27 protein-coding genes and 1 tRNA gene are annotated in these 26,565 nt (G+C 57.7%); 24 read left to right on the top strand and 4 right to left on the bottom strand.

Annotated features, from left to right (window positions below; translation table 11 throughout):
• Nucleotides 1-204 precede the first annotated feature (204 nt).
• Together rpsD and AC3B5A_RS01960 are read left to right on the top strand one after the other, a co-directional pair.
• On the top strand, nt 205-831 hold the full coding sequence (gene rpsD / locus AC3B5A_RS01965; RefSeq protein WP_489760795.1) for a 30S ribosomal protein S4: 627 nt from the start codon (nt 205-207) through the stop codon (nt 829-831).
• Between the two features lie 143 nt (nt 832-974).
• A complete protein-coding gene (locus tag AC3B5A_RS01960) occupies nt 975-1,427 on the top strand; it encodes a hypothetical protein (protein ID WP_489798379.1) in 453 nt (150 codons plus the stop codon).
• Between the two features lie 70 nt (nt 1,428-1,497).
• Here the strand turns inward: AC3B5A_RS01960 and AC3B5A_RS01955 are convergent, their stop codons facing one another.
• Complete coding sequence (locus AC3B5A_RS01955; protein ID WP_489798378.1) at nt 1,498-1,863, bottom strand: phage holin family protein; 366 nt, start codon at nt 1,861-1,863, stop codon at nt 1,498-1,500.
• An 80-nt stretch (nt 1,864-1,943) separates the two neighbouring features.
• On the opposite strand from AC3B5A_RS01955, the gene AC3B5A_RS01950 reads away from it, so the two are divergent.
• The 6 genes from AC3B5A_RS01950 (at nt 1,944) to mltG (ending at nt 7,842) form a co-directional block, all read left to right on the top strand.
• Nucleotides 1,944-2,618, top strand: a complete 675-nt coding sequence (locus AC3B5A_RS01950; RefSeq protein ID WP_489760797.1) for a histidine phosphatase family protein — start codon at nt 1,944-1,946, stop codon at nt 2,616-2,618.
• Between the two features lie 96 nt (nt 2,619-2,714).
• Nucleotides 2,715-3,119 (top strand): DUF948 domain-containing protein, encoded by a 405-nt coding sequence (locus AC3B5A_RS01945; protein WP_489760798.1) that lies wholly within the window; start codon nt 2,715-2,717, stop codon nt 3,117-3,119.
• Nucleotides 3,120-3,362, top strand: a complete 243-nt coding sequence (locus tag AC3B5A_RS01940) for a hypothetical protein (protein ID WP_489798377.1) — start codon at nt 3,120-3,122, stop codon at nt 3,360-3,362.
• Between the two features lie 113 nt (nt 3,363-3,475).
• Complete coding sequence (gene alaS, locus AC3B5A_RS01935; RefSeq protein ID WP_489760800.1) at nt 3,476-6,148, top strand: alanine--tRNA ligase; 2,673 nt, start codon at nt 3,476-3,478, stop codon at nt 6,146-6,148.
• A gap of 3 nt (nt 6,149-6,151) precedes the next feature.
• Nucleotides 6,152-6,622, top strand: coding sequence for a Holliday junction resolvase RuvX (ruvX, locus tag AC3B5A_RS01930; RefSeq protein WP_489760801.1), 471 nt, complete (start codon nt 6,152-6,154; stop codon nt 6,620-6,622).
• The gene (mltG, locus tag AC3B5A_RS01925) at nt 6,619-7,842 is read left to right on the top strand and encodes an endolytic transglycosylase MltG (protein WP_489760802.1); all 1,224 of its coding nucleotides are present in this window, start codon (nt 6,619-6,621) and stop codon (nt 7,840-7,842) included. Before ruvX ends, mltG begins: the two co-directional genes overlap by 4 nt.
• A 70-nt stretch (nt 7,843-7,912) precedes the next feature.
• On the opposite strand, the gene AC3B5A_RS01920 is transcribed toward mltG, so the two are convergent.
• A complete protein-coding gene (locus AC3B5A_RS01920; RefSeq protein ID WP_489760803.1) occupies nt 7,913-8,428 on the bottom strand; it encodes a peptidase A24 in 516 nt (171 codons plus the stop codon).
• A 47-nt stretch (nt 8,429-8,475) separates the two neighbouring features.
• Here AC3B5A_RS01920 and aroC point away from each other — a divergent pair, with 47 nt between their 5' ends.
• From aroC to AC3B5A_RS01870, 10 genes are all read left to right on the top strand, one after another.
• Nucleotides 8,476-9,663, top strand: a complete 1,188-nt coding sequence (gene aroC, locus AC3B5A_RS01915) for a chorismate synthase (protein WP_489798375.1) — start codon at nt 8,476-8,478, stop codon at nt 9,661-9,663.
• A gap of 37 nt (nt 9,664-9,700) precedes the next feature.
• Nucleotides 9,701-11,317 carry a bifunctional shikimate kinase/3-dehydroquinate synthase gene (locus AC3B5A_RS01910; RefSeq protein WP_489798373.1) on the top strand — a complete coding sequence of 539 codons (1,617 nt, stop codon included), beginning with the start codon at nt 9,701-9,703 and terminating at the stop codon, nt 11,315-11,317.
• Between the two features lie 11 nt (nt 11,318-11,328).
• Nucleotides 11,329-11,799 (top strand): type II 3-dehydroquinate dehydratase, encoded by a 471-nt coding sequence (locus AC3B5A_RS01905; RefSeq protein WP_489798371.1) that lies wholly within the window; start codon nt 11,329-11,331, stop codon nt 11,797-11,799.
• A 22-nt stretch (nt 11,800-11,821) separates the two neighbouring features.
• Nucleotides 11,822-13,489 (top strand): CTP synthase, encoded by a 1,668-nt coding sequence (pyrG, locus tag AC3B5A_RS01900; RefSeq protein ID WP_489798369.1) that lies wholly within the window; start codon nt 11,822-11,824, stop codon nt 13,487-13,489.
• Nucleotides 13,490-13,622: 133 nt separating this feature from the next.
• The gene (gene sufB, locus AC3B5A_RS01895; RefSeq protein WP_489798367.1) at nt 13,623-15,140 is read left to right on the top strand and encodes a Fe-S cluster assembly protein SufB; all 1,518 of its coding nucleotides are present in this window, start codon (nt 13,623-13,625) and stop codon (nt 15,138-15,140) included.
• 4 nt (nt 15,141-15,144) lie between these two features.
• Nucleotides 15,145-16,371 (top strand): Fe-S cluster assembly protein SufD, encoded by a 1,227-nt coding sequence (sufD, locus tag AC3B5A_RS01890; protein ID WP_489798365.1) that lies wholly within the window; start codon nt 15,145-15,147, stop codon nt 16,369-16,371.
• Nucleotides 16,372-16,373: 2 nt separating this feature from the next.
• The gene (gene sufC, locus AC3B5A_RS01885) at nt 16,374-17,153 is read left to right on the top strand and encodes a Fe-S cluster assembly ATPase SufC (RefSeq protein WP_489798363.1); all 780 of its coding nucleotides are present in this window, start codon (nt 16,374-16,376) and stop codon (nt 17,151-17,153) included.
• Between the two features lie 187 nt (nt 17,154-17,340).
• The gene (locus AC3B5A_RS01880; RefSeq protein ID WP_489798361.1) at nt 17,341-18,612 is read left to right on the top strand and encodes a SufS family cysteine desulfurase; all 1,272 of its coding nucleotides are present in this window, start codon (nt 17,341-17,343) and stop codon (nt 18,610-18,612) included.
• A gap of 2 nt (nt 18,613-18,614) precedes the next feature.
• On the top strand, nt 18,615-19,190 hold the full coding sequence (gene sufU / locus AC3B5A_RS01875) for a Fe-S cluster assembly sulfur transfer protein SufU (RefSeq protein ID WP_489798359.1): 576 nt from the start codon (nt 18,615-18,617) through the stop codon (nt 19,188-19,190).
• A 57-nt stretch (nt 19,191-19,247) separates the two neighbouring features.
• Nucleotides 19,248-19,892 (top strand): metal-sulfur cluster assembly factor, encoded by a 645-nt coding sequence (locus tag AC3B5A_RS01870; RefSeq protein WP_489798357.1) that lies wholly within the window; start codon nt 19,248-19,250, stop codon nt 19,890-19,892.
• A 31-nt stretch (nt 19,893-19,923) separates the two neighbouring features.
• On the opposite strand, the gene AC3B5A_RS01865 is transcribed toward AC3B5A_RS01870, so the two are convergent.
• Both AC3B5A_RS01865 and AC3B5A_RS01860 read right to left on the bottom strand, forming a co-directional pair.
• Nucleotides 19,924-20,817: a TrmH family RNA methyltransferase gene (locus AC3B5A_RS01865; protein ID WP_489798356.1), complete on the bottom strand. Its 894-nt coding sequence runs from the start codon at nt 20,815-20,817 to the stop codon at nt 19,924-19,926.
• Nucleotides 20,818-20,878: 61 nt separating this feature from the next.
• Nucleotides 20,879-20,968, bottom strand: a tRNA-Leu gene (locus tag AC3B5A_RS01860).
• Between the two features lie 102 nt (nt 20,969-21,070).
• On the opposite strand from AC3B5A_RS01860, the gene AC3B5A_RS01855 reads away from it, so the two are divergent.
• From AC3B5A_RS01855 to era, 6 genes are all read left to right on the top strand, one after another.
• Entirely contained in the window at nt 21,071-21,868 is a 798-nt protein-coding gene (locus AC3B5A_RS01855) for a 16S rRNA (uracil(1498)-N(3))-methyltransferase (protein WP_489798355.1), read from the top strand.
• Between the two features lie 103 nt (nt 21,869-21,971).
• The gene (locus AC3B5A_RS01850; RefSeq protein ID WP_489798353.1) at nt 21,972-22,304 is read left to right on the top strand and encodes a histidine triad nucleotide-binding protein; all 333 of its coding nucleotides are present in this window, start codon (nt 21,972-21,974) and stop codon (nt 22,302-22,304) included.
• A 7-nt stretch (nt 22,305-22,311) separates the two neighbouring features.
• Complete coding sequence (locus AC3B5A_RS01845; RefSeq protein WP_489798351.1) at nt 22,312-23,484, top strand: PhoH family protein; 1,173 nt, start codon at nt 22,312-22,314, stop codon at nt 23,482-23,484.
• Nucleotides 23,481-24,044: an rRNA maturation RNase YbeY gene (ybeY, locus tag AC3B5A_RS01840; RefSeq protein ID WP_489798349.1), complete on the top strand. Its 564-nt coding sequence runs from the start codon at nt 23,481-23,483 to the stop codon at nt 24,042-24,044. The genes AC3B5A_RS01845 and ybeY overlap by 4 nt, the downstream gene beginning before the upstream one ends.
• Complete coding sequence (locus tag AC3B5A_RS01835; RefSeq protein WP_489798348.1) at nt 24,041-25,426, top strand: hemolysin family protein; 1,386 nt, start codon at nt 24,041-24,043, stop codon at nt 25,424-25,426. The genes ybeY and AC3B5A_RS01835 overlap by 4 nt, the downstream gene beginning before the upstream one ends.
• Before the next feature lie 76 nt (nt 25,427-25,502).
• On the top strand, nt 25,503-26,501 hold the full coding sequence (gene era, locus AC3B5A_RS01830) for a GTPase Era (protein WP_489798346.1): 999 nt from the start codon (nt 25,503-25,505) through the stop codon (nt 26,499-26,501).
• The last annotated feature ends 64 nt before the right edge of the window (nt 26,502-26,565 follow it).

The raw sequence follows: 26,565 nt of genomic DNA, 5'->3' as shown, positions 1-26,565 counted from the left end.
ACTGTATCTGCCGCAATGACAGGTGCTATCTGGAGTCTTAGCCCATCAGTGGGTCGGCGGTTCGAAGGTCAGACGTGCAAGCGGATGGTATTTGAGCCGTTCGTGCTTCGGCACGATTGAAGCACTGGAGAGGCCCGGCTCAGCGTAGTTTCCGCAAGGTTGCTACGTTCCGTTCAGATAACGACAGAATAAAAGGAATACAGAATGACTAACGTTCAGCGTTCTCGCCGTCAGGTGCGTCTTTCGCGCGCCCTCGGCATCGCACTGACCCCCAAGGCTCAGCGCATCTTCGAGAAGCGCCCGTATGCTCCTGGTGAGCACGGCCGCACCCGCCGCCGCACCGAATCCGATTATGCGGTTCGCCTGCGTGAAAAGCAGCGTCTGCGCGCCCAGTACGGTCTCTCCGAGAAGCAGCTTCGCGCCGCTTATGAGAAGGGTACCCACACCAAGGGTCAGACCGGCGACGCTATGCTCACCGATCTTGAGACCCGTCTCGACGCCTTGGTGCTGCGTGCAGGCATCGCCCGCACTACCGCTCAGGCACGTCAGTTCGTGGTGCACCGTCACATCATGGTCGACGGCAATGTGGTGGACCGTCCGTCCTACCGCGTCAAGCCCGGCCAGACCATTCAGGTCAAGCCCAAGAGCCAGACCACCGTTCCCTTCCAGATGGCTGCTGAGGGCGTGCACCGCGATGTGCTCCCCGCAGTTCCCGGTTACTTGGATGTGAACCTGGCTTCGCTCAAGGCAACGCTTACCCGCAAGCCGGAGACTTCTGAGATTCCGGTTGAGGTCAACATTCAGTACGTGGTCGAGTACTACGCTCGCTAAGGTCTGAATCCACCTAAAGTTTTAGGGACATACATACAAGTTGAGGCCCCGCGCTCGAATGAGTCGCGGGGCCTCAACTTATGCAATAGTATGGTATTATTGGTAAAGCCAGATATACAGATAGTCAATGGAGAATGAGATATATGCGAACGACAATTATTGGTATTACCGGTGGTCATGATACTGGGAAAACTACACTTCTGGAAAGTTTAAAAGAAACCCTCGTCTCAAAGCACGGGTTTCATGCTGATTATACAGCACCTGCTGATAAGTCTCGCAAAGACCATGATTATATTTTAAGCGGAGTAAACGTCGATGGGAATCCGATAAAGGTTGCCATATGCACAGCAGGTGACACTCAGGAAATTGTAAAGGATAACATTCAAGACATTAAAACGAACAATAACAATGTTCTTCCGGACTACTTTATCAGTGCCTGCCGTGTTGATTACTCCGAGACAGATGGTTATTTCAGTCTTGTTGAAGAGGCGAAGAAAAACGATTACGGATGGTATGCAATTCGAATGAGTCCCATTGAGCCGCAAACTATGAATGACTATAAAATTGGTTCGATTATTGCTCGAATTATGATTTAATCTGTTTCAGAAAAGATATAGGCGGTGCTAATCCTGTCTCCATATGTTAATAGTGCCAGGATTAGCAAGCCTACAGCCCGATGACGGACTCGACTAGCCAGCTGACCAACATCATGATGAACGAGCCGAGCACCGACACCCAGAAACCGCGGATCACCACTCCGGTGCCGAACAGGGCAAGCGCCAGCCATGATGCCAGGCACATGCACAGCCAGTTCACGACAAGCGAGCCGAAGCCGAACGTAAGGATGGAGAACGGCAGCGAGAACAACTGCATGACCGGCTTGATGGACGCGTTGATAAGTGCCGTGAACAGGGCAAACGCGGCCACGCCGACGATGGCGGGATGGCCGATCGGCCGCATGCCGGGGATGAGAGCCACCATCACTCCCGCAGCGATGGTGAGTACGAACCAGCGTGAAAGAAAGCGTGTCATATTCGCCATTATTGCATATTCGCGCATACTCTCGCAGGCTTACGCTATGCGCGGCGAATGCAGCGTGAGATAATAGGCGTATGATGCTGCATGTACACTTGGTCCGCCACGGGCAGACCTATTTCAACCGTTACAACCGCCTGCAGGGGTGGTCAAACTCTCCGCTGACCGAAGACGGTCTGGCCGATGCCGACAAAGCTGCCGCCAAACTCTCAGATAGGACGTTTGCAGCGGCGTTCTGCTCGGATACCACACGTGCTCAGCAGACGGCCCTGCGTATTCTCGATGCAAATGAACAAGCAGGGCACCAGCGCCCCCAACTGATTGCCGACATGCACTTTCGCGAACAGTTCTACGGCTATTTTGAGGGTCAGGACATGAATTCGGCATGGTGGGCAGCCGGCGCACCACATGGCGCGAATACCTATAACAGCATCGTGGAACAGTATGGGCTCAAGGCCACCAGGGACTTTCTCAAAGAGGCTGACCCGTTCCACGACGCTGAATCAGACGATGAATACTGGGAACGAATAGAAGGCGGATTCGCACTCATTGCAGCAAATCCATCGTTGCATGATCATGATCACGTTCTCCTCATCTCGCACGGCAACACCTTGCTCAGTCTTATGCACCGGTTCGCGGGTCCAGGGTACGACCTGTCTCAACGGCCCGCGAATGGGAGCGTCACCGAGCTTGATTTCGACACGTCGGTGCCCTTCGCGCAAGCGGTGAGTGTTCGCCGTTACAACCTTTGAACGCGTCTGGGGCGTTGGATACCCTTAGGCACAGTATTGTGCGCAGCTCAGTGCAGGCGCACTGTGAGGTTCATGCCGAGAGAAGAGAGGCTCAAGATGAGTATCGGAGACATTGCAGGTCTGGTCGCCGCCATCGCGTTCACCGTGCTGGTCGGGTTCATGATCTACCCACTCATCCGTTTGGGCAAACTGTTCGACCAGCTTGCCCAAACCGTCAAGGATTCAGGTGAGCATGCCATTCCAGCACTTGATGAAGGCGTGTCCACTGTCAAGCAGGTCAACAAGTCGCTTGAGGACGTCAACCGCATTTCCGAGGCTGCCTCTACAACGGCAGACAACATCGGAGCGTTGACGGACTTGTACAGCTCCTTCTTAGGTAAGCCGATTATCAAAATCGCCTCTGCCGGGTATGCGCTGAAGTCAACCTTCAAGTCATTCATGAATGGCAAGGGCAACGCTTCAAGCAGATCCACCACAACCGTGTCGGTAAAGGAGCAGTAGATGTTCAAACGAATTTTCTGGGTGGCTCTGGGCATGGGCTTGGGAGTGGTCGCAGTCTCCAAGGCGCAGGCGTACGTTCGCGCCAACACTCCTGATGGGGCCAGACAGTTCATCTTGGGGCCGGATCAAGATAACGTGTCGGCACGAACGTTGAAGGGTCTGTTGGACGAATTCAATGCCACACGAGCCATGCGTGAGGATGAGCTCAACCGCAAGTACGAGGAGCGCGCAGGCGAGCAATGAGCCGCCGAGTATCGCTCGTCGTTTTCTGATTTTACCGATTCGTGCAGGTACTGCACGTGGACATGACATATAACGGACGTGCTGTCAGGCACGCAATATAAGGAGCAATGCGAATGCGCACTTCGGAGATCGCCAACCGCTTCCAACGGTATTTCGAAAGCAAGGGTCATCTGGTGCTTCCTTCGGCCTCGCTGATTTCACCCAACCCGACCACGCTGTTCACCATAGCCGGCATGGTGCCCTTTATTCCGTACTTGCTCGGTGAGCAAACCCCGCCCTCAAAGCGCGTCACATCGAATCAAAAGTGCGTGCGCACCTTGGATATCGATGAGGTCGGTAAGACCACACGTCACGGCACGTTCTTCCAAATGCTCGGCAACTTCTCGTTCGGCGACTATTTCAAGGAAGAAGCCATTCACTATGCCTGGGAGCTGCTGACCAGCCCGCAAAGCGAAGGCGGATACGGCTTCGATCCAGACACCCTGTGGGTCACCACCTATACCGATGACGATGAGGCACGTAGCCTGTGGAAGAACGAGGGTTTCAACCCCGAGCACATGGAAATTCTCGGTATGGAGGACAACTTCTGGACCACTGGAGGCCCCGGTCCCGGCGGCCCGTGCTCCGAGATTTATGTGGATCGCGGCCCTGAATACGGCAAAGAAGGCGGCCCCAGCGCCGATGAGAACAGGTATATCGAAATCTGGGATTTGGTGTTCGAGAACTATGAAGTCGACAACGTCAAATCCAAGACCGACCTGCACATCGTAGGTGAGCTGCAGAACAAGAACATCGATACCGGTGCCGGCCTGGAGCGTCTGGCTTACCTCATGCAAGGCAAGCAGAACATCTACGAGACCGACGAGGTGTACCCGGTCATCGAGGCGGCCGAGAAGCTGTCGGGGCATCGTTACGGTGAGAACGAGTCGGACGATGTGCGCTTCCGTGTGGTTGCAGACCATGTGCGCTCGGCTTTGATGATCATGAGCGATGGTGTACGTCCGAGCAACGTGGGCCGAGGCTACGTCCTGCGCCGCCTGCTGCGCCGCACCGTGCGCTCCATGAAGATGCTCGGTGTTAATGACGCCGTGCTGCCCACGCTGTTCCCGGTTTCCAAAGATGCCATGGTGGCGAGCTACCCGGAGCTGAACGATGTGTTCCACGACGTGTCCGAGTCTGCCTATGGTGAGGAAGATGCATTCCGCCGCACGCTGGAAAACGGCACGACCATTCTCGACGTGGCTGTGAGCAAGGCCAAAGCTGACGGCAAATCAGTCTCCGGCGACGATGCCTTCACTCTGCACGATACCTATGGTTTCCCCATTGAGTTGACGCTTGAAATGGCCGGCGAACAAGGTGTGAGCGTGGATGAGGACGGCTTCAAAGCCTTGATGGCCGAGCAGAAGTCTCGTGCCCGTGCCGATGCGCTCAAGAAGCGTCACAATGTGGATCTGAGCGTCTATGACGACTTCAAGAAGACGTTGGCGCATCCCATAGAGTTCCTTGGATATAAGGAATACTCCAGCAAAGCAACTGTGTTGGGCATCGTCGATGCCAAGCAAGGCTTGGTGGAAAGCATCAGCGGCGCGGCGGAAGTGGAGGTCATCCTTGACCGCACACCGTTCTATGCGGAGCAAGGTGGACAGTTGGCAGATGAAGGCGAGATCGTCTCAGACAACGGAGCCGTGCTGGAAGTCGACGACGTGCAGAAGCCGATCAAGGACTTGATCGTGCACAGCTGCCGCATTACCGACGGCACGCTGCATGTCGGTGACACGGTCAATGCCAGCATCGACGTGGAACGCCGCAAGGCGCTGGGACGCTCCCACACCGCCACGCATGTGCTGCACAAGGTGATTCGCGAAGTGATGGGGGATCAGGCCACCCAGCGCGGCTCGTTGGTGGCACCGGATTACCTGCATTTCGACTTCCAGACGTCCGCAGCTCCCACCAAAGAACAGATTGCGCAGATTGAAGCGCGCGTGGTTGAGCGAGTGCAGGACGATCTACCGGTCACCATGGAGGAGATGGACTACCAGGATGCGCTCGACATGGGCGCCATGCATCTCTTCGGTGAGAAATATACCGACCGCGTGCGTGTGGCATCGATTGGAGAAGACGGTTGGAGCCGTGAACTGTGCGGTGGTACCCATCTGAACGCCACTGGCAAGATTGGCGAGTTCGTCATCACTTCCGAGTCGTCGGTCGGCTCCGGCGTGCGTCGTATCGAAGCCTACATGGGCAAGAAGGCCTATGAGTTCAATGCGAACACCCACACCACGCTCTCCAGCCTTGCCGATGCGCTCAACGTTCGCCCTGATGAGCTCAGTGCCCGCATTGAGGCTCTGATGGACAAGGGACGTGAAGCCGACCGCAAGCTGGCGCAAGTCTACGAGGCACAATTGGCCGCGACCGTGCCCGCACTTGTCGATGGGGCACAGCGTGCAGGCCAAACCATGCTGGTGGCTGCCAATGTGGGCAGCTTCGGCTCGTTCGAAGCATTGCGCAAGACGGTGCTCGACATCCGTTCTCGCATCGGTGACGACCAGCCCGCAGTAGTGGTGCTGGCCGGTGTCAGCGGCGAGGACAAGCCTATGCTGGCGGCAGCCACCAACGAGGCTGCACGCCAGGCAGGTCTCAAAGCCGGAGACTTGGTACGAGTGGCGGCCAAGACCCTCGGCGGTGGTGGCGGCGGCAAGCCTGACTTCGCCCAAGGTGGCGGAGCGGATGCTGCAAAGATTAATGAGGCTCTTGACGCTGTGCGCAGCACGGTGACGAAGGCCTGACGCATGGTATGGATCGGAGTGGATCTGGGGGAGGCTCGGGTCGGCATGGCGATGTCTGACCCCGAGCTCACCTTGGCGCACCCCGAGGATAACCTCTATGCGGGTGGGGACACGTTCCGAGTGTTGGACGACGTGGTCGATATGGTCATTGAACACCATGCCGAATGCGTTGTGGTGGGATTGCCGTTGCTGCTCAGCGGTGAAGAAGGCAAAAGCGCCAAGAAAGCTCGACGCTGGGCCGCCAATCTGGATAAACGTTTGCATATGGCTGCTGAGGATGGGCGTATTGCGTCAACCAGTCTGCCGCAAATCATTATGGAAGACGAACGCCTGACCACAGTGAGCGCACACCGCCAACTCAGCCAGACCGGGGTGAACAATCGTGATCACCGCCCCAAAGTCGATCGGCAGTCCGCAGTGTTGATTTTGCAGTCGGCAATGGATAGGCTGCGCCCCAGAAACGAGGCACAATGAGTGACGACTTTTATGACATCTTCGACGAGCAACCGTCGTGGGATGGTTCGACTGAGAACGATGCCGGATTCTCTCAGCCACCCATGCCTCCGAACGGTGATTTTTATCCCAATGATGACGATTACTCCCCTCGTATAAGCAGAAGGCAACGCCGTGAGATGGAGCAACGCCGTAATCGACGGCGTATGGTGATCGGCATCATCCTTGTGTTGGCATTGGTATTGTTGGTTGTCGGCGGGTATTGCGGTGCTCGTGCCGTCTCCGGAGCCATTGCCAAACGCAACGAGAACAGTAAAGTCGAAATCGATTATCCAGGCCCCGGTACGGGAGAAGTGCAATTCAACATCGATAGCGGCGAATCCGTCACCTCCATCGCCTCAAGGCTGCAAAAGCTCGATGTGGTGAAATCGGCGGATGCTTTCGCCAGTTCGGTGGGAGCCAATAACAGCACGCTATATCCCGGTTCCTATACGCTCAAGAAGCGTATGTCGAGCGCGCAGGCCGTCAACGTGCTTTCCGATCCCACCAAGGCGGGCGGCATCGTGCAGGTGCGTGCAGGGGAACGCATCAGTCAGGTATTTGCCGAAGCATCCGCAGTGTCCGGCATTGACCAGGCGCAATTCAGCGCGCTGAGCCAGGCAGGCGGAGATGGCATTCTTCCTCCTGAGGCCAACGGCAGTTTTGAAGGATGGTTCGAGCCCGGTTCCTACATCGTCAAAGGCAAGAAGAGCGCTGCCGAAGTGCTCAAACCCATGGTGGACAAGCGAATCGCCAAATTGGACGAGATGAAGGCGCCGACTGGAGCCGAACGCGAACGCATGCTGATTATTGCCTCAATCGCCGAATCTGAGGTGAATTCACAGGCTTACTACGGCAAGGTGTCTCGGGTCATCCTCAACCGGCTGAACATCAACATGCCGTTGGGCATGGATTCCACGGTCGCCTATGGAGCCGGAGTCAAACCGAACGCGCTGACCGACGCTATGCTCTCCGACAGTTCGAACCGGTACAACACACGCATCAACCGTGGTTTGCCGCCGACTCCCATCAGCAGCCCCGGAGACAACGCGCTTCAGGCGGCGATGAACCCTGAGCAGGGGGATTGGCTCTATTTCGTTACGACGAATCTGAAGACCGGCGAGACCAAGTTCACCAGCTCTGACACGGAGTTCATGAAGCTGCGAGACGAATACAAGCGGTCGAACGCCAACGCGAACTAATCCGTTCGCAGGTCTCGCCGCGCCAGCACGTATGGGGTGTCTTCGTAGGTATCCACCTGTATACAAGGCTTTATGAGAGTGCGATTGCCGCCATCGCTGCGATGACGATGACCGGTACGAACGGCACTTTGCGGGTGCCTGATGACATGCCTTCTTGGATTGGTTCGTTGGCACCGTCATCGGAATCGGCCGGTAATGGGTGGTGTGGTCGCTGAAGACGCGGCCACACCGCAATCCATAGGCATCCTACGAGTCCCATGGCCAACCACCACAGCAGGAACGTATCGAGTCCAAACAGCCCGACGGTGATGCCCATCATGCAGGAGCATGTTACATCCCCGAACCCCAGCGAACCGGGAGCGACGTAGGAAAGCAGGAACTGAATCGTTCCCGCCGCCAGACCATATGCTGCGGGCAGCAACACCAGGGACCAATCGCCGATCACAGTAGCGCGCATCGCGAGCGCCAGGAGTTGCAGACTGATGCCCGCCAATACCCATAGGCGCGGCACAGTGCGGCGGTTCAGGTCGTGCGCGCACAGGGCAAGTCCACAGAGCAAGCCAGGCAAGGCGAGTAGGTATGACATACCAGTAAGATAGTCATAGATACAGAGAATCGAACGGGGGAACACGTATGTTGCGTTGGCAGACAGCGGGGGAATCGCACGGACAGGCGCTTGTGGCCATGATTGAGGGCCTGCCGGCCGGTGTGGAGATAACCACGCAGGATGTGGTCGATGCGCTGGCTCGTCGCCGGCTCGGCTATGGGCGTGGGGCGAGAATGAAGTTTGAGCAGGATCAGGTGCGTCTGCTCACCGGCGTGCGGCATGGCCTGACGTTGGGTTCCCCGGTCGCCATCGAGATCGGCAACACGGAGTGGCCGAAGTGGACCGAGGTCATGAGCGCCGACCCGCTTGACCACGAGCTGCCGCCCACCGGACGCAATGAGCCGTTGACCCGGCCACGCCCCGGGCATGCCGATTTGACTGGTATGCGCAAATACGGCTTTGATGCGGCGCGCAATGTCTTGGAGCGCTCCAGTGCCAGGGAGACCGCCTCTCGTGTCGCTTTGGGCGAGGTGGCAGCACACTTCCTTGAACAGGCTCTTGGCATCCGCACCGTGGCTCACGTTGTCGCCTTGGGCGGCGAGAGTGTCTCTGCGGAAGCGAAGTTGCCGGTGCCGGAAGACTTGGAGGCTCTCGATGCTTCCCCGGTGCGTACGCTCGACAAAGATGCCGAAGCGCGCATGGTGGCCCGTATTGATGAAGCCAAGGCGCAGGCCGACACTTTGGGTGGCGTGGTGGAGGTCATCGCGTATGGAGTGCCCGCCGGATTGGGCACCTATGTGGAATCGGACCGCAGACTGGACGCGGCATTGGCATCGGCATTGATGGGTATTCAGGCCATGAAGGGCGTGGAGATCGGCGACGGGTTCCTCGAGGCGGCGCGCCCCGGCTCTCAAGCCCATGATGAGATGATGCCAGGGGAAGATGGTCGTATAGAGCGATTGAGCAACCGTGCAGGAGGTATTGAGGGGGGCATGTCGAACGGTCAGCCCATTCGTGTGCGTGTGGCCATGAAGCCGATTCCCTCGATCCCCAAGGCGCTGCGCACAGTGGACACCACTACCGGTGAGGCTGCCAAAGCCATCAACCAACGTTCCGACAGTACCGCTGTGCCTGCTGCTGCAGTAGTGGCAGAAGCGATGGTGCGTCTGATGCTGGCGCAGTTCGCGTTGGACAAGTTCGGCGGAGACAGCGTGGACGAGATTCGCCGTAACGCCCAATCCTATCTCGATTCATGGAGCGAACACATGCGCTGATGCGCGTGATAGTCAGATAGTTGTAGAGGAGTCAGGCATGCAACCGTTAGCGGTGATTATCGGAATGCCCGGAGCTGGGAAAACGCGTGTGGGGCGCGAGGCCGCACATATGCTCGGTGTGGATTTCACCGATGCCGATCATGCCATCGAACGGCGTGAAGGCATGCCCATCCCCGCTTATTTCAAGCGCTATGGTGAACGCCGGTTCCGTGAGGTCGAAGAGCAGACCGTGACCGATCTGCTCGCTGAGAGAAGCGGTGTGGTGGCGCTGGGTGGAGGCGCGCCCATGACCCCAGGCGTGCGCGATGAGCTGGAACGATATGTGCGGCGTGGCGGCAAACTCATCTACCTTGAGGCGGATAAAACCGAGGCCATGACCCGAGCCACCAAAGCGGGTGGTCGTCCCATGCTCAACGGTGATGCTCAAGCCAACTGGGAGAGGCTGTTTGAACAACGCGACCCGGTGTTCCGAGCGATCGCTAATTGTACCGTCCGCACGCACGGTTCCACGCCGAGAGGCGCTGCGAGAAAGTTGAAGAACATGATAGAGACACGAATGGTACACGTCGACGGTGCAGGCATTGAGCCATATGATGTGAGCATTGGCGAGGGTGCAATGAACGCACTGGCTGACGCAGTGGGGCAGAAGGCCTTGCGAGTGGCGTTGATTCATACGGCAAGTGTGGGGCGGCACAGCGATCAGGCGCGTACTGCCTTGCGTCGGGCCGGGTACGAGGTGAGTGACATCGTCATTCCCGATGCCGAGGAAGGCAAAACCATAGATGTGGCATCCGGTGTGTGGCAGCGCCTGGGGTCTACCGGCTTTACTCGTTCCGATGCCATCGTGGGGCTTGGCGGGGGAGCGGCCACCGATGTGGCTGGATTCATCGCCGCCACGTGGATGCGCGGCATCCGTTACGTGAACTGTCCCACGTCGCTGCTGGCCATGGTAGATGCGTCAACAGGCGGTAAAACCGGCATCAACACCGCGGAAGGCAAGAACCTGGTAGGTTCGTTCTATACGCCGGCCGCTGTGCTGGCGGACACTCGCACACTGCAGACCCTGCCTGCGGATATTTTTACCGAGGGGCTCGGGGAAGTGGCCAAGTCGGGCTTTATTCGCGATGGTGAGATTCTTAACATTCTCGAGGACCATGCCGCTGAACTGCGAGGTTTTGACGGTGCGTCGTTCTTGGGCTCGTCGCTTGAACCCGTGGTTGGGGAGCTGATCGAGCGCACAGTGAGAGTGAAAGCACATCATGTCTCCAGCGATCTGCGAGAGGCGGGACTACGCGAATTCCTCAACTACGGGCACACGTTGGGCCATGCCATCGAGCAAATCGAGCACTTCCGTTGGCGTCATGGCAATGCTGTGGCGGTCGGTTGCGTATTCGCCGCCGAACTCTCAGGTCTGCTCGGCTATCTGGATGAGGATGAGGTGGCGCTGCACCGAAACCTTCTGCAATCTTTGGGACTGCCGGTGCAGTGGGGCGGCGGTTCATGGAACCGCGTGCTCAAGCTCATGCATCGCGATAAGAAAACTCGGGGCAATACGCTTCGGTTTGTGGTGCTGCGGGGTCTTGGCGATCCCATGGTTGTCGAAGGTCCCCCCGAAGACATTCTTGAAGAAGCATTCCGTCGCATCCGTCCATAAGAGGTGTATATATGCAAAGAGTAATAGTAGTTAATGGCCCTAATCTAGGTCGTCTCGGTGTACGCGAGCCGGATATTTACGGCGATCAAAATCTGGACACCTTACGCCGCGACTGCGGGGAGTGGGGGCGCACGTTCGGTCTGGACGTGGAAGTGCGCCAGTCTGATGACGAAGCTGAAGTCATCGGGTGGATGCACCAGGCAGTGGATGAGGGCACGCCGGTGGTCATGAACCCGGCGGCATTCACCCATTACAGCTACGGTTTGGCGGACGCGGCGCACATGGTCACCGACGCAGGCCTGCCGCTGATGGAAGTGCATATCTCCAACCCTTCGGCCCGTGACACGTTCCGCAAGCACAGTGTGATCAGCCCCGTGGCCACAGGAACCATAACCGGTATGGGCTTCTTCGGGTACTATCTCGCTCTTGAGGCAGTGGCGCACCTCATGGCGGACGGCTCAGAGCGAAACGCCGAGTCGTAGAGACATGATAAATTGGAGTCCCATGGCAAGTAGCAATCACGATAATCCCAAAGCCCATGTAACCAAGCACATTTTTGTCACTGGTGGCGTCGTTTCATCCTTAGGTAAAGGTCTGACGGCTTCCTCGCTCGGACGCCTGCTGCGCAGCCGAGGCATCCACGTTCTGCAGCAAAAGCTCGATCCCTATATCAATGTGGATCCAGGAACGATGAACCCCTTCCAGCATGGTGAGGTCTACGTCACCGAAGATGGTGCTGAGACCGATCTGGACATCGGCCACTACGAGCGTTTCCTCGATGTGTTCCTGTCCCAGAAGGCCAATGTCACTACCGGCCAGATCTATCAGTCGGTGCTTGAAAAAGAGCGCGCCGGCAAGTATCTCGGCCAGTGCGTGCAGGTGATTCCGCACGTCACCAACGAGATCAAGAGCCGCATGCGTGCGCAGGCAGGCCCTGACGTCGACGTCATCATCACCGAAATCGGCGGTACCGTCGGAGACATCGAATCACAGCCCTTCATGGAAGCCGCACGTGAGGTGCGCCGCGAACTGGGGCCTGAGAACTGCATGTTCGTGCATGTCTCCCTGGTGCCGTACCTGCCGGCGGCTCACGAACTGAAAACCAAGCCCACCCAGCATTCGGTGATGAGCTTGCGCCAGCTCGGCATCACACCCGACGCACTGGTGCTGCGTAGCGACAGGCCGTTGGCGGATTCCATCAAAGACAAAATCGCGCTGATGTGCGACGTGGACGCTGAGGGCGTCGTCAACTGCGTGGATGCGGACTCCATCTACGACGTGCCGAAGATCCTGTTCAATGAAGGGCTCGACACATATGTGGTCCGTAAACTCAAGCTGGCCTTCCACGACGTGGATTGGGCAGAATGGGACGATTTGCTGGAGCGCGTGCACCACCCCAAGCATGAGGTGAACATCGCTGTGGTGGGCAAGTACATCGATCTGCCCGATGCTTACCTGTCGGTGATCGAGGCGGTGAAGGCCGGCGGTTTCGGCAACTGGGCCAAGGTTAATGTCAAACTGGTGGCTGCCGACCTGTGTGAGAGCGAAGCCGGCGCCGAAGCGGAACTGCGTGAGATGGACGGTATCGTCATCCCCGGCGGATTCGGTATTCGAGGCATCGAAGGCAAGATTGGCGCCCTGCGGTATGCGCGTGAGCACAAGCTGCCGGCACTTGGCCTGTGCTTGGGATTGCAATCCATTGTCATCGAATATGCGCGCGATGTGCTGCACCTTGAGGATGCTGGTTCTTCTGAGTTCGAAACAGACTGCAAGAATCCGGTCATCGCCACCATGGAAGAGCAGAAGGACATCCTTGCCAACGGCGACATGGGGCACACCATGCGCTTGGGCTCCTACCCGGCGACGCTTGAGGAAGGCTCACTGGTTGCACAGCTGTACGGACGCACCGACGTTACCGAGCGTCATCGCCACCGCTACGAGGTGAACGTGGCTTACAAGGATCGTCTGCGCGAAGCCGGTCTGGTAATCAGTGGACAGAGCCCGGATGGTGAGCTTACCGAATTCGTCGAGCTGCCTCAGGACGTGCATCCCTTCTATGTGGGTACCCAAGCACATCCCGAGTTCAAGTCCCGTCCCACCAAGCCGCATCCGCTCTTCAAGGGTCTTGTCAAGGCGGCGCTCGACCATCAGGCAGCTCGCGAGAACGCGTGATGCAGTGAGTTGTGTTTGTGAAAAGTAACATGCAAAACGTGATGTATGTTACTTTTCGCTGACAGGGCGCTCACCACTTTGGCGCTTCCCCTCTGCTTCTGATAGATTAGGGCGTGAATTCTATGTTCAATCAATGGAGGGGAGGCGCCGCGAGGTGACACAACAGACAGCCCCAGGTACCGCGTCCGATGCGGAGATGAGCCAGTATGTGGCCGATCGAGAACGCGTCAACGAGGATAAAATCAAACAGGATGACGAGATCATCGACCAGTTCGGAGATTACAACTACGGCTGGCATGACTCCGATGCTGCAGGCGAGGCGGCAAAAAAGGGCATCGATGAGGATGTGATTCGCGCCATTTCCGCCGATAAGAACGAGCCGGAGTGGATGCTCGACTATCGGTTGCAGGGTTACCGTGCCTTCTTGGAGAAGCCGATGCCCCAGTGGGGTGTGGATCTGACCGATTTCAACGCTGACGACTTCAAGTATTACGTCAAGCCGGTTGACAAGCAGGCCGCCACGTGGGATGATCTGCCCGATGACATCCGCAACACCTACGACAAGCTTGGCATCCCCGACGCAGAGAAGAACCGGCTCGTTTCCGGCGTGGCAGCACAGTACGAGTCCGAAGTGATTTACAATTCCATTCAGGATGATCTGGCCAAGCAAGGCGTCATCTTTGTGGACACCGACACCGCAGTGCGCGAGTATCCCGAATTGGTCAAGAAATACTTCGCGACTGTCATCCCGCCGGACGACAACAAGTTCGCCGCACTGAACACAGCGGCATGGTCAGGCGGTTCGTTCGTGTATGTTCCCAAGGGAGTACACGTCGAGATTCCGTTGCAGGCGTACTTCCGCATCAACACACCCAACATGGGGCAGTTCGAGCGCACGCTCATCATCGCTGACGAAGGCTCGTACGTGCACTATGTGGAAGGCTGCACCGCACCCATCTACGCCACTGACTCGCTGCATGCGGCCAACGTGGAAATCGTTGTCGAAAAGCATGCCCGCGTGCGCTACACTACCGTGCAGAATTGGTCGAACAACGTCTACAACCTAGTCACCCAGCGCTCCTACGTCAAGGAGGGCGGCACCATGGAATGGGTGGACGGCAACATCGGTTCCAAGGCTACCATGAAATACCCGGCGTGCATCTTGGCTGAGCCGTATGCCAAAGCGGAAACGCTCTCCTTGGGCTTTGCAGGTGAAGGGCAATACCAAGACACCGGTGCCAAGATGATTCACCTGGCCCCTCACACCAGCTCCACCATCGTGTCGAAGTCCATCTCTCGCGCAGGCGGGCGAGCGGCTTACCGCGGCTTGGTGAAGGTGGTTGATGGTGCCTACGATTCAAGTTCCTCGGTGGTGTGCGACGCACTGCTGGTGGATGACTATTCCCGTTCCGACACCTATCCGCATGTGGATGTACGCGAGGACGACGTCTCCATGGCCCACGAGGCCACGGTCTCCAAGGTCTCCGAAGACCAGCTCTTCTACCTGATGAGCCGAGGTCTGGCGCAGGAGGAGGCCATGGGCATGATTGTGCGCGGGTTTGTGGAGCCCATTAGCCGCGAGCTGCCGATGGAATACGCCTTGGAACTCAATAGACTTGTCGAGCTACAGATGGAAGGATCGGTGGGCTGATTCGATGGCAGATACAACAGAAATCAACATTCCAGTGGCGGACCCCAACGACCCGTATGCGGTGCCTGCGGCCATGCCGTCCAGCGCTGACCGCGCGCCACGCTCGTTCAGCGTTGACGCATTTGCGGTTCCCACTCGTCGTCAGGAAGACTGGCGCTACACCCCTGTGGAACGTCTCGAAGAATTCTTCGACGTGTTCCAACCAAGTTCCGAAACCGAGGTGAGTGTCTCCAACATCGACGGTACCGCTCTTGACGAGACTGTGGTACGTGTGGAACGTATTGCGCGCGCCACCGCTCCTTCAGGAACGGTGATGAAACCCAACGACCGCGTCTCTGCTGTGGAGTGGAACGTCGGCACTGAGTCCACACTTGTGCACGTTACCGCTGACCTGACCCAGCCGGTACTGGTCAAAGTCAATGGTGCAGGACTCGATTTGGATTCTCTGCACTTGGTGCTTAAGGTCGACGACGGCTGCACCGCCGATATCGTGGTGGAGCATCAAGGCAAGGCTCGCCTGGCAGAAGGTGTGGAAATCGAGACGGGGCAGAACTCCAAGGTCTCGACCACCTTCGTTCAGGAATGGGACAAAGGTTCCAAACAAGTCGGCAACCATCGCATCCATGTGGGTGCAGGCGCCACACTGCGTCACTCCGTGGTCACACTTGGCGGCGATGTGGTGCGTATTCGTATGGATCAGGACTTCGGCGGAGAGCAGGGCGATCTGAACATGCTCGGCATCTACTTCGTGGATCCGGGCGAGCATATCGAGCACCGCACCATGGTGGTGCACAACCATCCCGACTGCAAGTCCCGCGTGGTGTACAAGGGTGCGCTCGACGGTGAGGGCGCGCACTCCACTTGGGTGGGCAACGCGCTCATCGAACCGACAGCGCCAGGCACGGACTCCTACGAGCTCAACCGCAATCTGGTGCTCACGCACGGCGCCATCGCCGATTCCGAACCGAATCTGGAGATTGAAAACGGTGATATCGTCGGTGCCGGTCATGCCAGCTCGGTCGGTCGTTTCGACGACGAACAGCTGTTCTACCTGCAGTCCCGTGGCGTATCCGAGGTGGATGCGCGCAAACTGGTGGTGCGTGGTTTCTTTGGTGAACTGGTGGAGCAGATTGGTATCCCAGCTATTTCCGAACATCTTATGAACGTGATTGACCGTCGTCTGGCCCGTGGTGAGTCCGCGCAAATGCAGGCCGTATTGGAGGAGAAGTAACTATGTCGACATTGGAGATCAAAGACCTGTACGCCTCGGTGGAAACCAAAGAAGGGCGCAAGCAGATTCTCAAAGGTGCCAACTTGACGGTGAATTCGAATGAGACTCACGCCATCATGGGACCCAACGGTTCCGGCAAGTCCACGTTGGCGTACACCATCGCAGGCCACCCCAAGTATTTCGTGGATTCCGGCGAGGTACTCCTCGACGGCGAGGACTTGCTCAAGATGACTGTGGACGAGCGTGCCAAGAAGGGTCTTTTCTTGGCTATGCAGTACCCCGTCGAGGTGCCGGGCGTCTCGATGACGAACTTCCTGCGTACCGCCAAGACTGAGGTCGATGGGCAGGCTCCTGAGTTGCGCACTTGGGGCAAGGAGCTGAGTGAAGCGATGAAGAAGCTGCGCATGGATCCCAAATTTGCCTCGCGTTCCGTGAACGAGGGCTTCTCGGGCGGTGAGAAGAAGCGCGCCGAAGTGCTGCAGCTTGAGCTGCTCAAACCCAAGTTCGCCATCATGGATGAGACTGATTCCGGTCTTGACGTCGATGCGTTGCGCATCGTCTCCGAAGGCGTGAACCGTGCCAAGGAGAACACCGGTTTGGGTATTTTGATGGTGACGCACTATACGCGCATTCTCAAGTACATCAAGCCTGATATCGTGCACGTGTTCGCCGGTGGCAAGTTTGTGAAGACCGGCGGCCCCGAGCTGGCCGATGAGCTGGAAGAATCCGGATATGACCAGTATCTGCCGGAAGGTTCGGACTCGGAATCCGCTTTGGCATGATGCTCAGCGTGTGATTGAACGCGAGTAACAGAACAGGCAAATACATCACCGATACACGATATACATGTAGATATTCGTTTTCTTGCATATCATTAGCATCGGTGATGTTTGCTAGTGTGGTAGCTATATGCCGACCACACATATGCGGCACAAATGGCAGGAAACGGCAGATGAAAGGGACGTTGGGATGCTTGATACTGAAACGATCCGCGCTCAGTTTCCGATACTGAACCAAGAAATTCATGGCCACCCTCTGGTCTACCTCGACTCTGCAGCCACAGCGCAGAAACCACAATGTGTGATCGATGCGGAAACACGATTCTATGAGACCATCAACGCCGGTGTGCATCGCGGCGCCCACGAACTGGCAGCGCAGAGCACGGTAGCGTTCGAGGAAGCGCGCGGCAAAGTGGCTCGACTGGTGGGAGCTCAAAGCCGCGAAGGTGAAGAAGAAATCGTGGTTACCGCCGGAGCTACTGCCGGTTTGAACCTCTTGGCCACCGCCTTCGGCAATGCATCGCAAGGTCGCGGGGGAGCGGCCGCTCAGCGTTTCGCTTTGGGGCCAGGAGACGAGATTGTAGTCTCCAAGGCAGAGCACCATTCGGTACTGCTGCCATTCCAAGAGCTGGCTGCGCGCACTGGTGCCATGTTGAAATGGTTCGAGCTAAGCGACGACGGGCGCATTCTTGCCGGCAGTGCCGATGAAGTGATTACTGAACGCACCAAAGTGGTGGCGGTCACGCAGGTGAGCAACGTGACCGGTGCCATTACCGATCTGGCACCCATCGTGCGTCGTGCCCACGAAGTAGGGGCTTTGGTAGTGCTCGATGCATGCCAATCTGTGCCACACATGGCGGTGGATTTCCATCAGCTAGATGTTGACTTCGCCGCGTGGAGTGCACACAAGATGTATGGTCCCACTGGTGTCGGCTTCCTCTATGGCAAACGCGAGCTTCTTGAGGCGTTACCTCCGGCCAGCTTTGGCGGTTCGATGGTAGAACTGGCTTGGATGGATCAGCCGGCGCAATATATGGCGCCTCCTGCCAAATTTGAAGCCGGAACCCAGCCGGTGGCTCAAGTGGTCGCTGCAGGTGTTGCGGCTGACTGGCTGCGTGAGATCGGTATGAGCAACGTAGAGGAGCACGAGCACGCCATTACCGCAGAATTGTTGAAACTTGCAGACATCGAAGGGGTTCGTGTGCTGGGACCGACATGCAATGAGCGCCGTATCGGTACGGTGGCGTTCGACTTGGACGGAGTGCACCCGCATGATGTGGGGCAGTTTGTGGATGCGCAAGGCATTGCGATTCGGGTAGGGCATCATTGCGCCCAACCGGTGCATCGTCACTTCGGTGTCTACGCTTCGAACCGTGCTTCGACCGGCGTGTACACTACGCTCGACGAGGCGCGCGCCCTGGTGGAGACAGTGGGCAAAGTCCGCGCGTTCTTTAAGGTGTAGGTATGGAAGACTTTGGTATGAGCGGCAGTGAGCTTGAGCAGATGTATCAGGAAGTCATTCTTGATGCGTCGAAACATCCTCATGGTCGTGAACATTTTGCAGCGGACTTGACCCATGAGCCGGACAGTGCTACTTCGGCAGCAGATACCACGGTGCGTGCCACGCACGAGTATTGCACGCCAGGGGAGTCGCACCAGTTCAACCCTACCTGCGGTGATCAGGTCACAGTGCATGTGGAGGTGTCTCGCAGTGAGCCACGGCGCATTGAGCGGCTGGTTTGGGATGGCAGCGGATGTTCCATCTCGCAAGCCAGCCTCTCGGTGATGGTCGATCTCGTGGACGGTAAAACCGTGGACGAGGCGATGGAGTTGGAATCTGCGTTCCAAACGCTTATGAACTCGCGTGGCGCCGGCCTTGACGATGAAACACAGGAGGAAGCTCTGGGAGATGCAGTAGTGTTCCAAGGTGTTTCAAAGTATCCGATGCGCATCAAGTGCGCGCTGTTGGGTTGGGCCGGTTTAAAGGATGCGCTGGCCAAGGCACTTGCGGACGCTGACAGCGCACCTCGTGCACAATAATGCTTTGATATGCATATATCGCATAGTATGTAGGAATATATAGAGGGAAGATGGAATATGAGTGATACAAGCAATCTGGTGCCCGAACCGCAGTCGTCAATTCTTGCGTCCGCCAGCGCAGCGCTAGGGGACGAGGATGCGGCGCGTCAGGCAGTGGCCTCGCCTCAATCGGTCAATTCCATCGCGCAGGCAGCCGAACAGCGAGCGGAGTCGGTAGACCGCGCTGAGTCGCATGAGGCTGGTCGCGATGCTCAAGATGGTGGTGCGGCACTGTTGGATGACAGCACTTCCGTTCGTGCGGATGCGGGTACGGCCACGGATAATAGTGCTGAAAGCCAGGCTGATATCCCTCTCATTGCAGTGGACAGCATCGGGCAGGCGACTGCCGCCGATGTGCGCGAGGCTCTGCATCAGGTGATTGATCCTGAACTGGGTATTGATGTGGTGGATTTGGGCTTGGTGTACGGCATTGAGATTGACAGCCAGAATCGAGCCATCATCACCATGACGCTGACTACTCCAGCATGCCCGCTGACTGAGCTCATCGAAGATCAGTGCGCCAGCGTATTGGCTGGTCTGGTGGAGGAGTTCCGCATCGATTGGACGTGGCAGCCGCAGTGGAGCATCGATAAGATTCGCCCGGAAGGTCGAGAACAGCTGGCTGCCATCGGTTTCAACTTCGACAACATGCCGAAGTACTAGTATGTAAAAGTTGCTGATTCTGCGCGAATAATCACTGTTGTGGCATGCGCGTGGCGTAGAAAGCCACCGCGCTGGATGCGGCTACGTTCAGGCTGTCCACATTGTGGCTCATCGGGATGCGCACCGTCAGATCGGCACCGGCTATGGTGCGAGGGTTGAGTCCATCGCCTTCGGTGCCGAAAATGAGAGCGAGTTTGGCAATATGGTCAGGCTCGTTCTCGTTGTTGTTGAGTCTGCGGGTGAGCTCGTCCAGGCTTACCGAGTCGTCGCGCAACGCCATTGCCACCGTGGTGAAGCCCAAGTCGTGCAGTTGCCGCAGTCCTTCTTTGGGCCACCATCGGTTCTCGTCCTCATGGGTGAAGGGCTTGGGAGGCACCAGCCGCGTCCATGGCACTTGGAATACCGTGCCCATGGAAACGCGTGCGGCACGGCGATACAGCGGGTCGCCACATGAGGGGGAGACGAGCACGGCATCCACGTCAAGTGCCGCAGCCGAGCGCATGAGTGCACCTACGTTGGTATGGTCTACGATGTTCTCCATCACCGCCACTCGGCGCGCATCCCGGCATATCTCTTCCACGCTCGGCAGCGGCCAACGACGCATCGCAGCCATCGCTCCACGGTGCAGCGGATATCCGGTCAGACTGTGCAACAGTTCAGGGGAAGCGACATACACCGGCACGTCCTGGCCCCAACGTTCCTCGATGCGCGCGAACATGTCGCTCATGCCGTCGATCCAAGTGCGCTCCACCAGCAGTGATATCGGTTCCCGCCCCGCAGCGATGGCCCGCTCTATTACTTTGGGGGACTCGGCGATGAACAAGCCCTTTTCCGGTTCCAGCCGGTTACGCAGTTGCAGCTCGGTAAGGCTGGTGTATGCTGCCACGCGTTCGTCGTTGACGGAATCGATGGTGATGAAACGCATACAGGCCTTCTTCGGTAATGACAGGATAAACAAAAACCCTTGAGAAATCTCAAGGGTGATGTGGTGCCCAGGACGGGAGTTGAACCCGTACGCCCGTAAAATTAGGCACAAGCACCTCAAGCTTGCGCGTCTACCATTCCGCCACCTGGGCAGGTGTCGTTGAAAAGCAACAGAAGAAACTATACACCATGGGTTGCGTTTTGACCATACCGGTGTGTCGCGCGGACAAGGGAAGCGGATAGGCTGAGGACTTATGACCGCACCTCTCTTCGTTATCGACACTGACCATGACGATACTCCCATCACTCGCGATGAGTTGCGAGAGGGGTGGACGGTGAAGCTTCCTGCGGACGTGAAACGTCACGCCATCGCTGCCATGCGTTTGAGCGAGGGCGATACCCTGCAACTCAGCGATGGCAAAGGGTTGCGCATTGAGGCAAGCATCGTGGATGCACAGGAAGGACTGGCGCAAGTGGTTGGTTTTACCACCGACGAGCGTCCCATGACGCGTCTGCGTCTGGTGCAGGCGCTGGCCAAAACCGGACACGACGAACAAGCCATCGATATGGCCACACAGATTGGTGTGGACGAAGTGGTGCCTTGGCAGGCCGACCGTTCCATAGCCAAATGGAAGCCCGGGCGTACCGATAGGAAATGGCGTCAGACGCTTGTTGCGGCGACGGAGCAGTCTCGCCGTTCATGGGAGCCGGAACTCGGTGAGTGCGTGCCCAGCAAAGAGATTGTGGCGATGTGCCGCCGCGCTTGTGTGCACGGGGACTTAGTGGTCGTGCTTCATCAAGATGCCACCTCAACCTGGAATGGGGTGGAGAGTCGGGTTGAGCAGATGGAGCAGCGTTGCCTGTCTGACGGCAAACCGCGCACCGTGAGTGTGGTGGTGGGGCCGGAAGGCGGTGTCAGCGAGAAAGAGGCGGAGATGTTCGCCGATGCAGGTGCCATGGTCTGCGTGCTGGGATCCAATATCATGCGTGCCTCCACTGCAGGCCCGGTGGCGCTCTCGCTGTTGGCCCGGGCGTTGGGACGGTTTGCTTGAGCTGCCCGAGGATTATCGGGGAGCCGCAATACCATAGAGACATATAGCAAACTGTGGGAAAACTGTGTGTCGGCGCCTTGGCGCAGGCCGTTTAAGGAGCACTATGAGTGACGATTGCCTGTTCTGCAAGATCGTGTCGGGAGAAGTGCCTAGCACGCGCATCCGTGAGGACGACACCACCTATGCCTTCGCCGACCTGAATCCTAAAGCCAAAGTGCATGCTCTGGTGGTGCCGAAACAGCATTACGCCAACGTCGCTGAATTGGCAAAGGCAGACCCCGCTCTTCTGGCACACATCATCGAAGTGGCGCAGGACATAGCCGACGAGCATTTCCACGGTGCCTACCGGTTGATCTTCAATACTGGTGAAGACGCCGGCCAGACCGTATTCCACGTGCATGCTCACGTGTTGACCGGCGAGACGTTGGACGAGTAGGAGAGCAGTGGCGGTAACGAAACGAGTCATCACCATTCCAGAAGAACTTAACCCTGTGGCGGCCTTGGGACCAGGGGATAGTGTGCTGGCTGAAGTTGAGAAGAACTTCCCACAGGTCGACATTCTGGTGCGTGGCAATCGCATTGAAGTGCAGGCGTATTCAGCCCGCGATGACGCGCAGGCCGGCCAGGCTGCAGGCATAATCCAAGACATCATCGAGGCCGCACACAGCGCACCGGTGGAAGCGGATTCCGTCAGACGGGCGCTGGACCGCCAGGCAATACGTCACCCCGGGCGGGAGATGCCGGACGAGCACGAATATGCCACTGGTCGGGAATCGCTGTCCGGCAGGCAACCGCAACATAGTGCGCGGTCTGCTGCACGCCACAGGCAGTTCTCTGGTCCTTATGAAAATACAGACGAGGATGTGCAGTCTGCACGCTCCAGAGCAGAACGCCGGCGGTCTCGTGTACCCGGCGTCATCACAGTCGCGGCCGGTGAACCGGTGCGTGCCAAAACAGCCGGTCAAGTGGCTTACGTGGGTGCCATAGAGGAACACACCATCACGTTTGCCATCGGACCGGCAGGAACCGGCAAAACCTATTTGGCAGTTGCCAAGGCAGTGCGGGCATTCGAGGATGGTCTGGTCAGTCGCATCATTCTCACCCGGCCTGCAGTGGAGGCGGGGGAGAGCCTTGGCTTTTTGCCGGGCACGCTCAACGACAAAGTCGATCCGTACCTGCGACCGCTGTATGACGCACTCTCCGACATGCTCGGTGCAGCGCAACTGCACCGCTACATGGTTGACGGCACCATCGAGGTCGCGCCGCTGGCCTACATGCGTGGACGTACGCTCAACGACGCATTCGTTATCCTTGACGAGGCGCAGAACACCACCGAACAGCAGATGAAGATGTTCCTCACGCGTTTGGGTTTCAACACGAAAATGGTGATTACCGGAGACGTGACCCAAGTGGATTTGCAAGTGCCTCATTCTGGCCTGGCCACCATCGAACATATCCTCGGTGGCATCGACGACATCGCTTTTGCTCATTTGGGTGCCGGGGATGTGGTGCGTCACGAACTGGTTGGCCGTATCGTCGAAGCCTACGATGAGCGTGCTGCTCAGCGCAACCGTGCTGCAGGGCGTCATAGCAAAGCGCGGGAGGCGCGTCAATGAGTGTGGAAGTCACCAACGAAACTGTGTGGGACATCAACCCCAAGATATTCTCCGAGTTGGGGTTGTGGGTGATGAGCCAAATGCGGGTGAGTGTGGAGTCCGACCTGACGGTTCTGTTTGTCGACCCGGATCCGATTGCCCAGCTGCACATGCGCTGGATGCAGCTTGAAGGCCCTACCGACGTGATGAGCTTCCCCATGGACGAGTTGCGCCCCGGCAACGGGAACGACGTGATGGAAGGGGTGCTTGGAGACATCGTGATCTGCCCGTGGGTGGCGGCACAGCAGGCTTTGGCCGCAGGCCACACCGTCATGGAGGAGATGATGCTCCTTACCATTCACGGCGTGCTTCACTTACTCGGATACGATCATGCCACACCTGAAGAGGAGCGGCAGATGTTCGGTCTGCAGCGCCAACTGCTGCTCACGTTCATTGCGGTGCGCAGCGAACCGCTGGAGGTAGCCTCACTTCCTGCTGGGTCCAAAGATCTGCTGAGCCAGTGGGATGACGAACATACAGACGGAGATCATGCCTTGCACAAGGGGGCGGACCGCTCATGAGCGTGACGACCATGATAGAGGTGGCGGTGCTGTCCGTTGTGGTGATACTGCTGGTATGGCTGTCGCTACGCATGGCGTCGAACGAGTTTGCGGTGACCCGTGTGACCCGCTCGAGTCTGAACAACAGGATTCTGCAGGTGCAGACCGACAGCGAGATGGGCAAACTCGCGCAGCACAAGAAGATCGATCGCATTCACCGCGTGCAGCGACTGGTCGCCGACCGCTCAGGCACCGCGAGCTCATGCGCGTTCTTCCGCATATGCTGCAACGTGATGAGCGGCGTCATTGTTGCCGTCATCGCCTCCTTGCTAGACGCTCCGGTATGGGCAACTCTGATTGTCGGCCTTGTCTTCACCGTGCTTGTGGCCCTGATTTCGGTGCTGGTTCGCCGGCATTCACCCGGGCTGTTGCGGCCGGTCGATACCATGCTCGCCTCGGCTCGTCTGCTGACGGTATGCACGGCACTGACTCCGTTCGCCCGAGAAATAGGCAAAGAAGGGCGCGAACGGCACGGTGCGGAACTCTCTGCTGACGAACAGCTGGAGCGTCTGCAGCGTGAGCAGAGCCGCATGATGGTCGAACAACTGGTGGAGACGGGAGACTTCGACCCTGAGGTCGGGGAAATGTTGGGCAATGTGCTGACGTTGAGTGAGACACTCACCCGTGAGATCATGGTGCCGCGCACCGATATGATCTGTGCCGGCCAAGATGAAACTTTGGGCGGCTTCCTCCAACTGTGCTCTCGTTCCGGGTATTCTCGCATTCCTGTGATCGGAGAAGACATCGACGATCTCAAAGGCGTGGCATATCTCAAGGATGCGGTGAGGGCCGTGGCTTTCAACGCTTCGGCGACGGAACGGCCGGTCAGCTCCATTGTGCGAGACCCCACGCTGGTGCCTGAATCCAAACCTGTGGACGATTTGTTCCACGAGATGCAGCGCACCCGCCAGCATGTGGCTGTGGTGGCTGACGAGTACGGCGGCATCGCCGGCATGGTGACCATCGAGGATGCCATCGAGCAGATTGTGGGCGAGCTGGAAGACGAGCACGACCATACCCAGCGGCAGAATCCAGAGCAGGTAGGTGCGCGCACATGGCGTATGCCGGCACGAGCGCCCATTACGGATCTGGAATCGATTTTTGAAGTCAGCATTGACGAGGATGACGTGGACACCGTCTATGGGCTGCTCACCAAACTGCTTGGCCGTGTGCCCATTGTAGGCATGAGCGCATGCACTCATGGACTGAAGCTGACCGCTGTCGATTCGGCAGGACGGCGCAAAAAAGTATCCACCATTGTTGTCGAGCCGGAACACCAAAGCGCTGAACCGCCGGACAGCGGCGAAGAGCCGGAGCATGACAGCGGTATGCATGAGGACTAGGCGCAGCAGCACCTCTATCTACAGTCAAAGCATCAGCAATCATTCTTATCAGCAGTACCCCAAGTAAAGGAACATCGTGCAAGACGTAACACCATCAAACCATTCCGCGACTGCCCCAAGCCGGGAGGGTGAGCGACCCTACCGTTCCGGGTTCGTCGCCGTGGTAGGCCGCCCCAACGTAGGCAAGTCCACACTCATCAACGCGCTTATCGGCACGCAGATCGCCATTGCCTCCTCGCGCCCGGAAACCACACGTAAGGCCATCCGCGGCATCCTGACGCAGCAGGATGCTCAGCTGGTGTTGGTGGACACTCCAGGCATTCACCGTCCACGTACGTTGCTTGGTCAGCGTCTCAACGATATCGTGGATGAATCGCTCTCCGACGTGGACGAAATCGCGTTCCTGCTCCCCGCAGATCAGGAGATCGGGCCGGGAGACAAGCGCATCCTCAGCCGTTTGCGCCAGTCATTCGCCCGTAAGCGTGACGACGGAACGTTCGAGTGGAAGGTACCGCTCGTGGCAGTGGTGACCAAAATCGACGAACTGAGCCACAAAGAGCTGATGGCCAAGCTTATGGAGATCACCCAGTTCGCTGATTTCTCTGACATCGTGCCGGTGAGTGCGCTCGAGAAAGACAATGTGGACGAAGTCAAATCTGTGCTCATCGACAACATGCCTGAAGGTCCGCAAATGTACCCTGAAAACCAGGTGAGCGAGGAAGCTCCGGAAGACACCATCGCCGAGTTGATTCGTGGCGCGTTCCTTGAGGAGCTGGACGATGAGCTGCCTCATTCCTTGGCTGTGGTGGTGGATTCCATCGAACGCCCCGGGCAAAGCGATGACCCGCAGACCGCTGACGGCAAAGCACGCGTACTGGTTTCGGTGTACGTTGAGCGTGACTCGCAAAAACCCATCATCATCGGGCACAAGGCCGAGCACCTGGTGCAGGTCAAGAAGCGCCTGCGCACTCCCATCAACCGCATTGTAGGGCAGAAAGCCAAGCTTGACCTACATGTCAAAGTGGCCAAAGGCTGGCAGTCCGACCCCAAGCAGCTTGAGCGACTCGGGTTCTAGGAACGAATCGGTTTGTGAAGGGAACAAACCATAAACATACGCAACAGGCGGTGCCCACGACCAT

The sequence above is a fragment of the Bifidobacterium sp. ESL1133 genome, assembly GCF_058107325.1.
The sequence above is the reverse complement of the archived record's forward strand: the minus strand, read 5'-3'. Positions and strand labels throughout refer to the sequence as shown.

What these genes read in the sequence shown, in the direction of transcription:
- ruvX (WP_489760801.1), top strand. Translation starts at nt 6,152, where the DNA reads ATGGTATGGATCGGAGTGGATCTGGGGGAGGCTCGGGTCGGCATGGCG.
- AC3B5A_RS01945 (WP_489760798.1), top strand. Translation starts at nt 2,715, where the DNA reads ATGAGTATCGGAGACATTGCAGGTCTGGTCGCCGCCATCGCGTTCACC.
- AC3B5A_RS01955 (WP_489798378.1), bottom strand. Translation starts at nt 1,863, where the DNA reads ATGACACGCTTTCTTTCACGCTGGTTCGTACTCACCATCGCTGCGGGA.
- sufU (WP_489798359.1), top strand. Translation starts at nt 18,615, where the DNA reads ATGGAAGACTTTGGTATGAGCGGCAGTGAGCTTGAGCAGATGTATCAG.
- AC3B5A_RS01960 (WP_489798379.1), top strand. Translation starts at nt 975, where the DNA reads ATGCGAACGACAATTATTGGTATTACCGGTGGTCATGATACTGGGAAA.
- rpsD (WP_489760795.1), top strand. Translation starts at nt 205, where the DNA reads ATGACTAACGTTCAGCGTTCTCGCCGTCAGGTGCGTCTTTCGCGCGCC.
- AC3B5A_RS01855 (WP_489798355.1), top strand. Translation starts at nt 21,071, where the DNA reads ATGACCGCACCTCTCTTCGTTATCGACACTGACCATGACGATACTCCC.
- AC3B5A_RS01905 (WP_489798371.1), top strand. Translation starts at nt 11,329, where the DNA reads ATGCAAAGAGTAATAGTAGTTAATGGCCCTAATCTAGGTCGTCTCGGT.
- AC3B5A_RS01950 (WP_489760797.1), top strand. Translation starts at nt 1,944, where the DNA reads ATGATGCTGCATGTACACTTGGTCCGCCACGGGCAGACCTATTTCAAC.
- pyrG (WP_489798369.1), top strand. Translation starts at nt 11,822, where the DNA reads ATGGCAAGTAGCAATCACGATAATCCCAAAGCCCATGTAACCAAGCAC.
- AC3B5A_RS01835 (WP_489798348.1), top strand. Translation starts at nt 24,041, where the DNA reads ATGAGCGTGACGACCATGATAGAGGTGGCGGTGCTGTCCGTTGTGGTG.
- aroC (WP_489798375.1), top strand. Translation starts at nt 8,476, where the DNA reads ATGTTGCGTTGGCAGACAGCGGGGGAATCGCACGGACAGGCGCTTGTG.
- sufD (WP_489798365.1), top strand. Translation starts at nt 15,145, where the DNA reads ATGGCAGATACAACAGAAATCAACATTCCAGTGGCGGACCCCAACGAC.
- AC3B5A_RS01850 (WP_489798353.1), top strand. Translation starts at nt 21,972, where the DNA reads ATGAGTGACGATTGCCTGTTCTGCAAGATCGTGTCGGGAGAAGTGCCT.
- ybeY (WP_489798349.1), top strand. Translation starts at nt 23,481, where the DNA reads ATGAGTGTGGAAGTCACCAACGAAACTGTGTGGGACATCAACCCCAAG.
- AC3B5A_RS01880 (WP_489798361.1), top strand. Translation starts at nt 17,341, where the DNA reads ATGCTTGATACTGAAACGATCCGCGCTCAGTTTCCGATACTGAACCAA.
- alaS (WP_489760800.1), top strand. Translation starts at nt 3,476, where the DNA reads ATGCGCACTTCGGAGATCGCCAACCGCTTCCAACGGTATTTCGAAAGC.
- AC3B5A_RS01920 (WP_489760803.1), bottom strand. Translation starts at nt 8,428, where the DNA reads ATGTCATACCTACTCGCCTTGCCTGGCTTGCTCTGTGGACTTGCCCTG.
- sufC (WP_489798363.1), top strand. Translation starts at nt 16,374, where the DNA reads ATGTCGACATTGGAGATCAAAGACCTGTACGCCTCGGTGGAAACCAAA.
- AC3B5A_RS01865 (WP_489798356.1), bottom strand. Translation starts at nt 20,817, where the DNA reads ATGCGTTTCATCACCATCGATTCCGTCAACGACGAACGCGTGGCAGCA.
- AC3B5A_RS01870 (WP_489798357.1), top strand. Translation starts at nt 19,248, where the DNA reads ATGAGTGATACAAGCAATCTGGTGCCCGAACCGCAGTCGTCAATTCTT.
- AC3B5A_RS01940 (WP_489798377.1), top strand. Translation starts at nt 3,120, where the DNA reads ATGTTCAAACGAATTTTCTGGGTGGCTCTGGGCATGGGCTTGGGAGTG.
- sufB (WP_489798367.1), top strand. Translation starts at nt 13,623, where the DNA reads ATGGAGGGGAGGCGCCGCGAGGTGACACAACAGACAGCCCCAGGTACC.
- AC3B5A_RS01910 (WP_489798373.1), top strand. Translation starts at nt 9,701, where the DNA reads ATGCAACCGTTAGCGGTGATTATCGGAATGCCCGGAGCTGGGAAAACG.
- mltG (WP_489760802.1), top strand. Translation starts at nt 6,619, where the DNA reads ATGAGTGACGACTTTTATGACATCTTCGACGAGCAACCGTCGTGGGAT.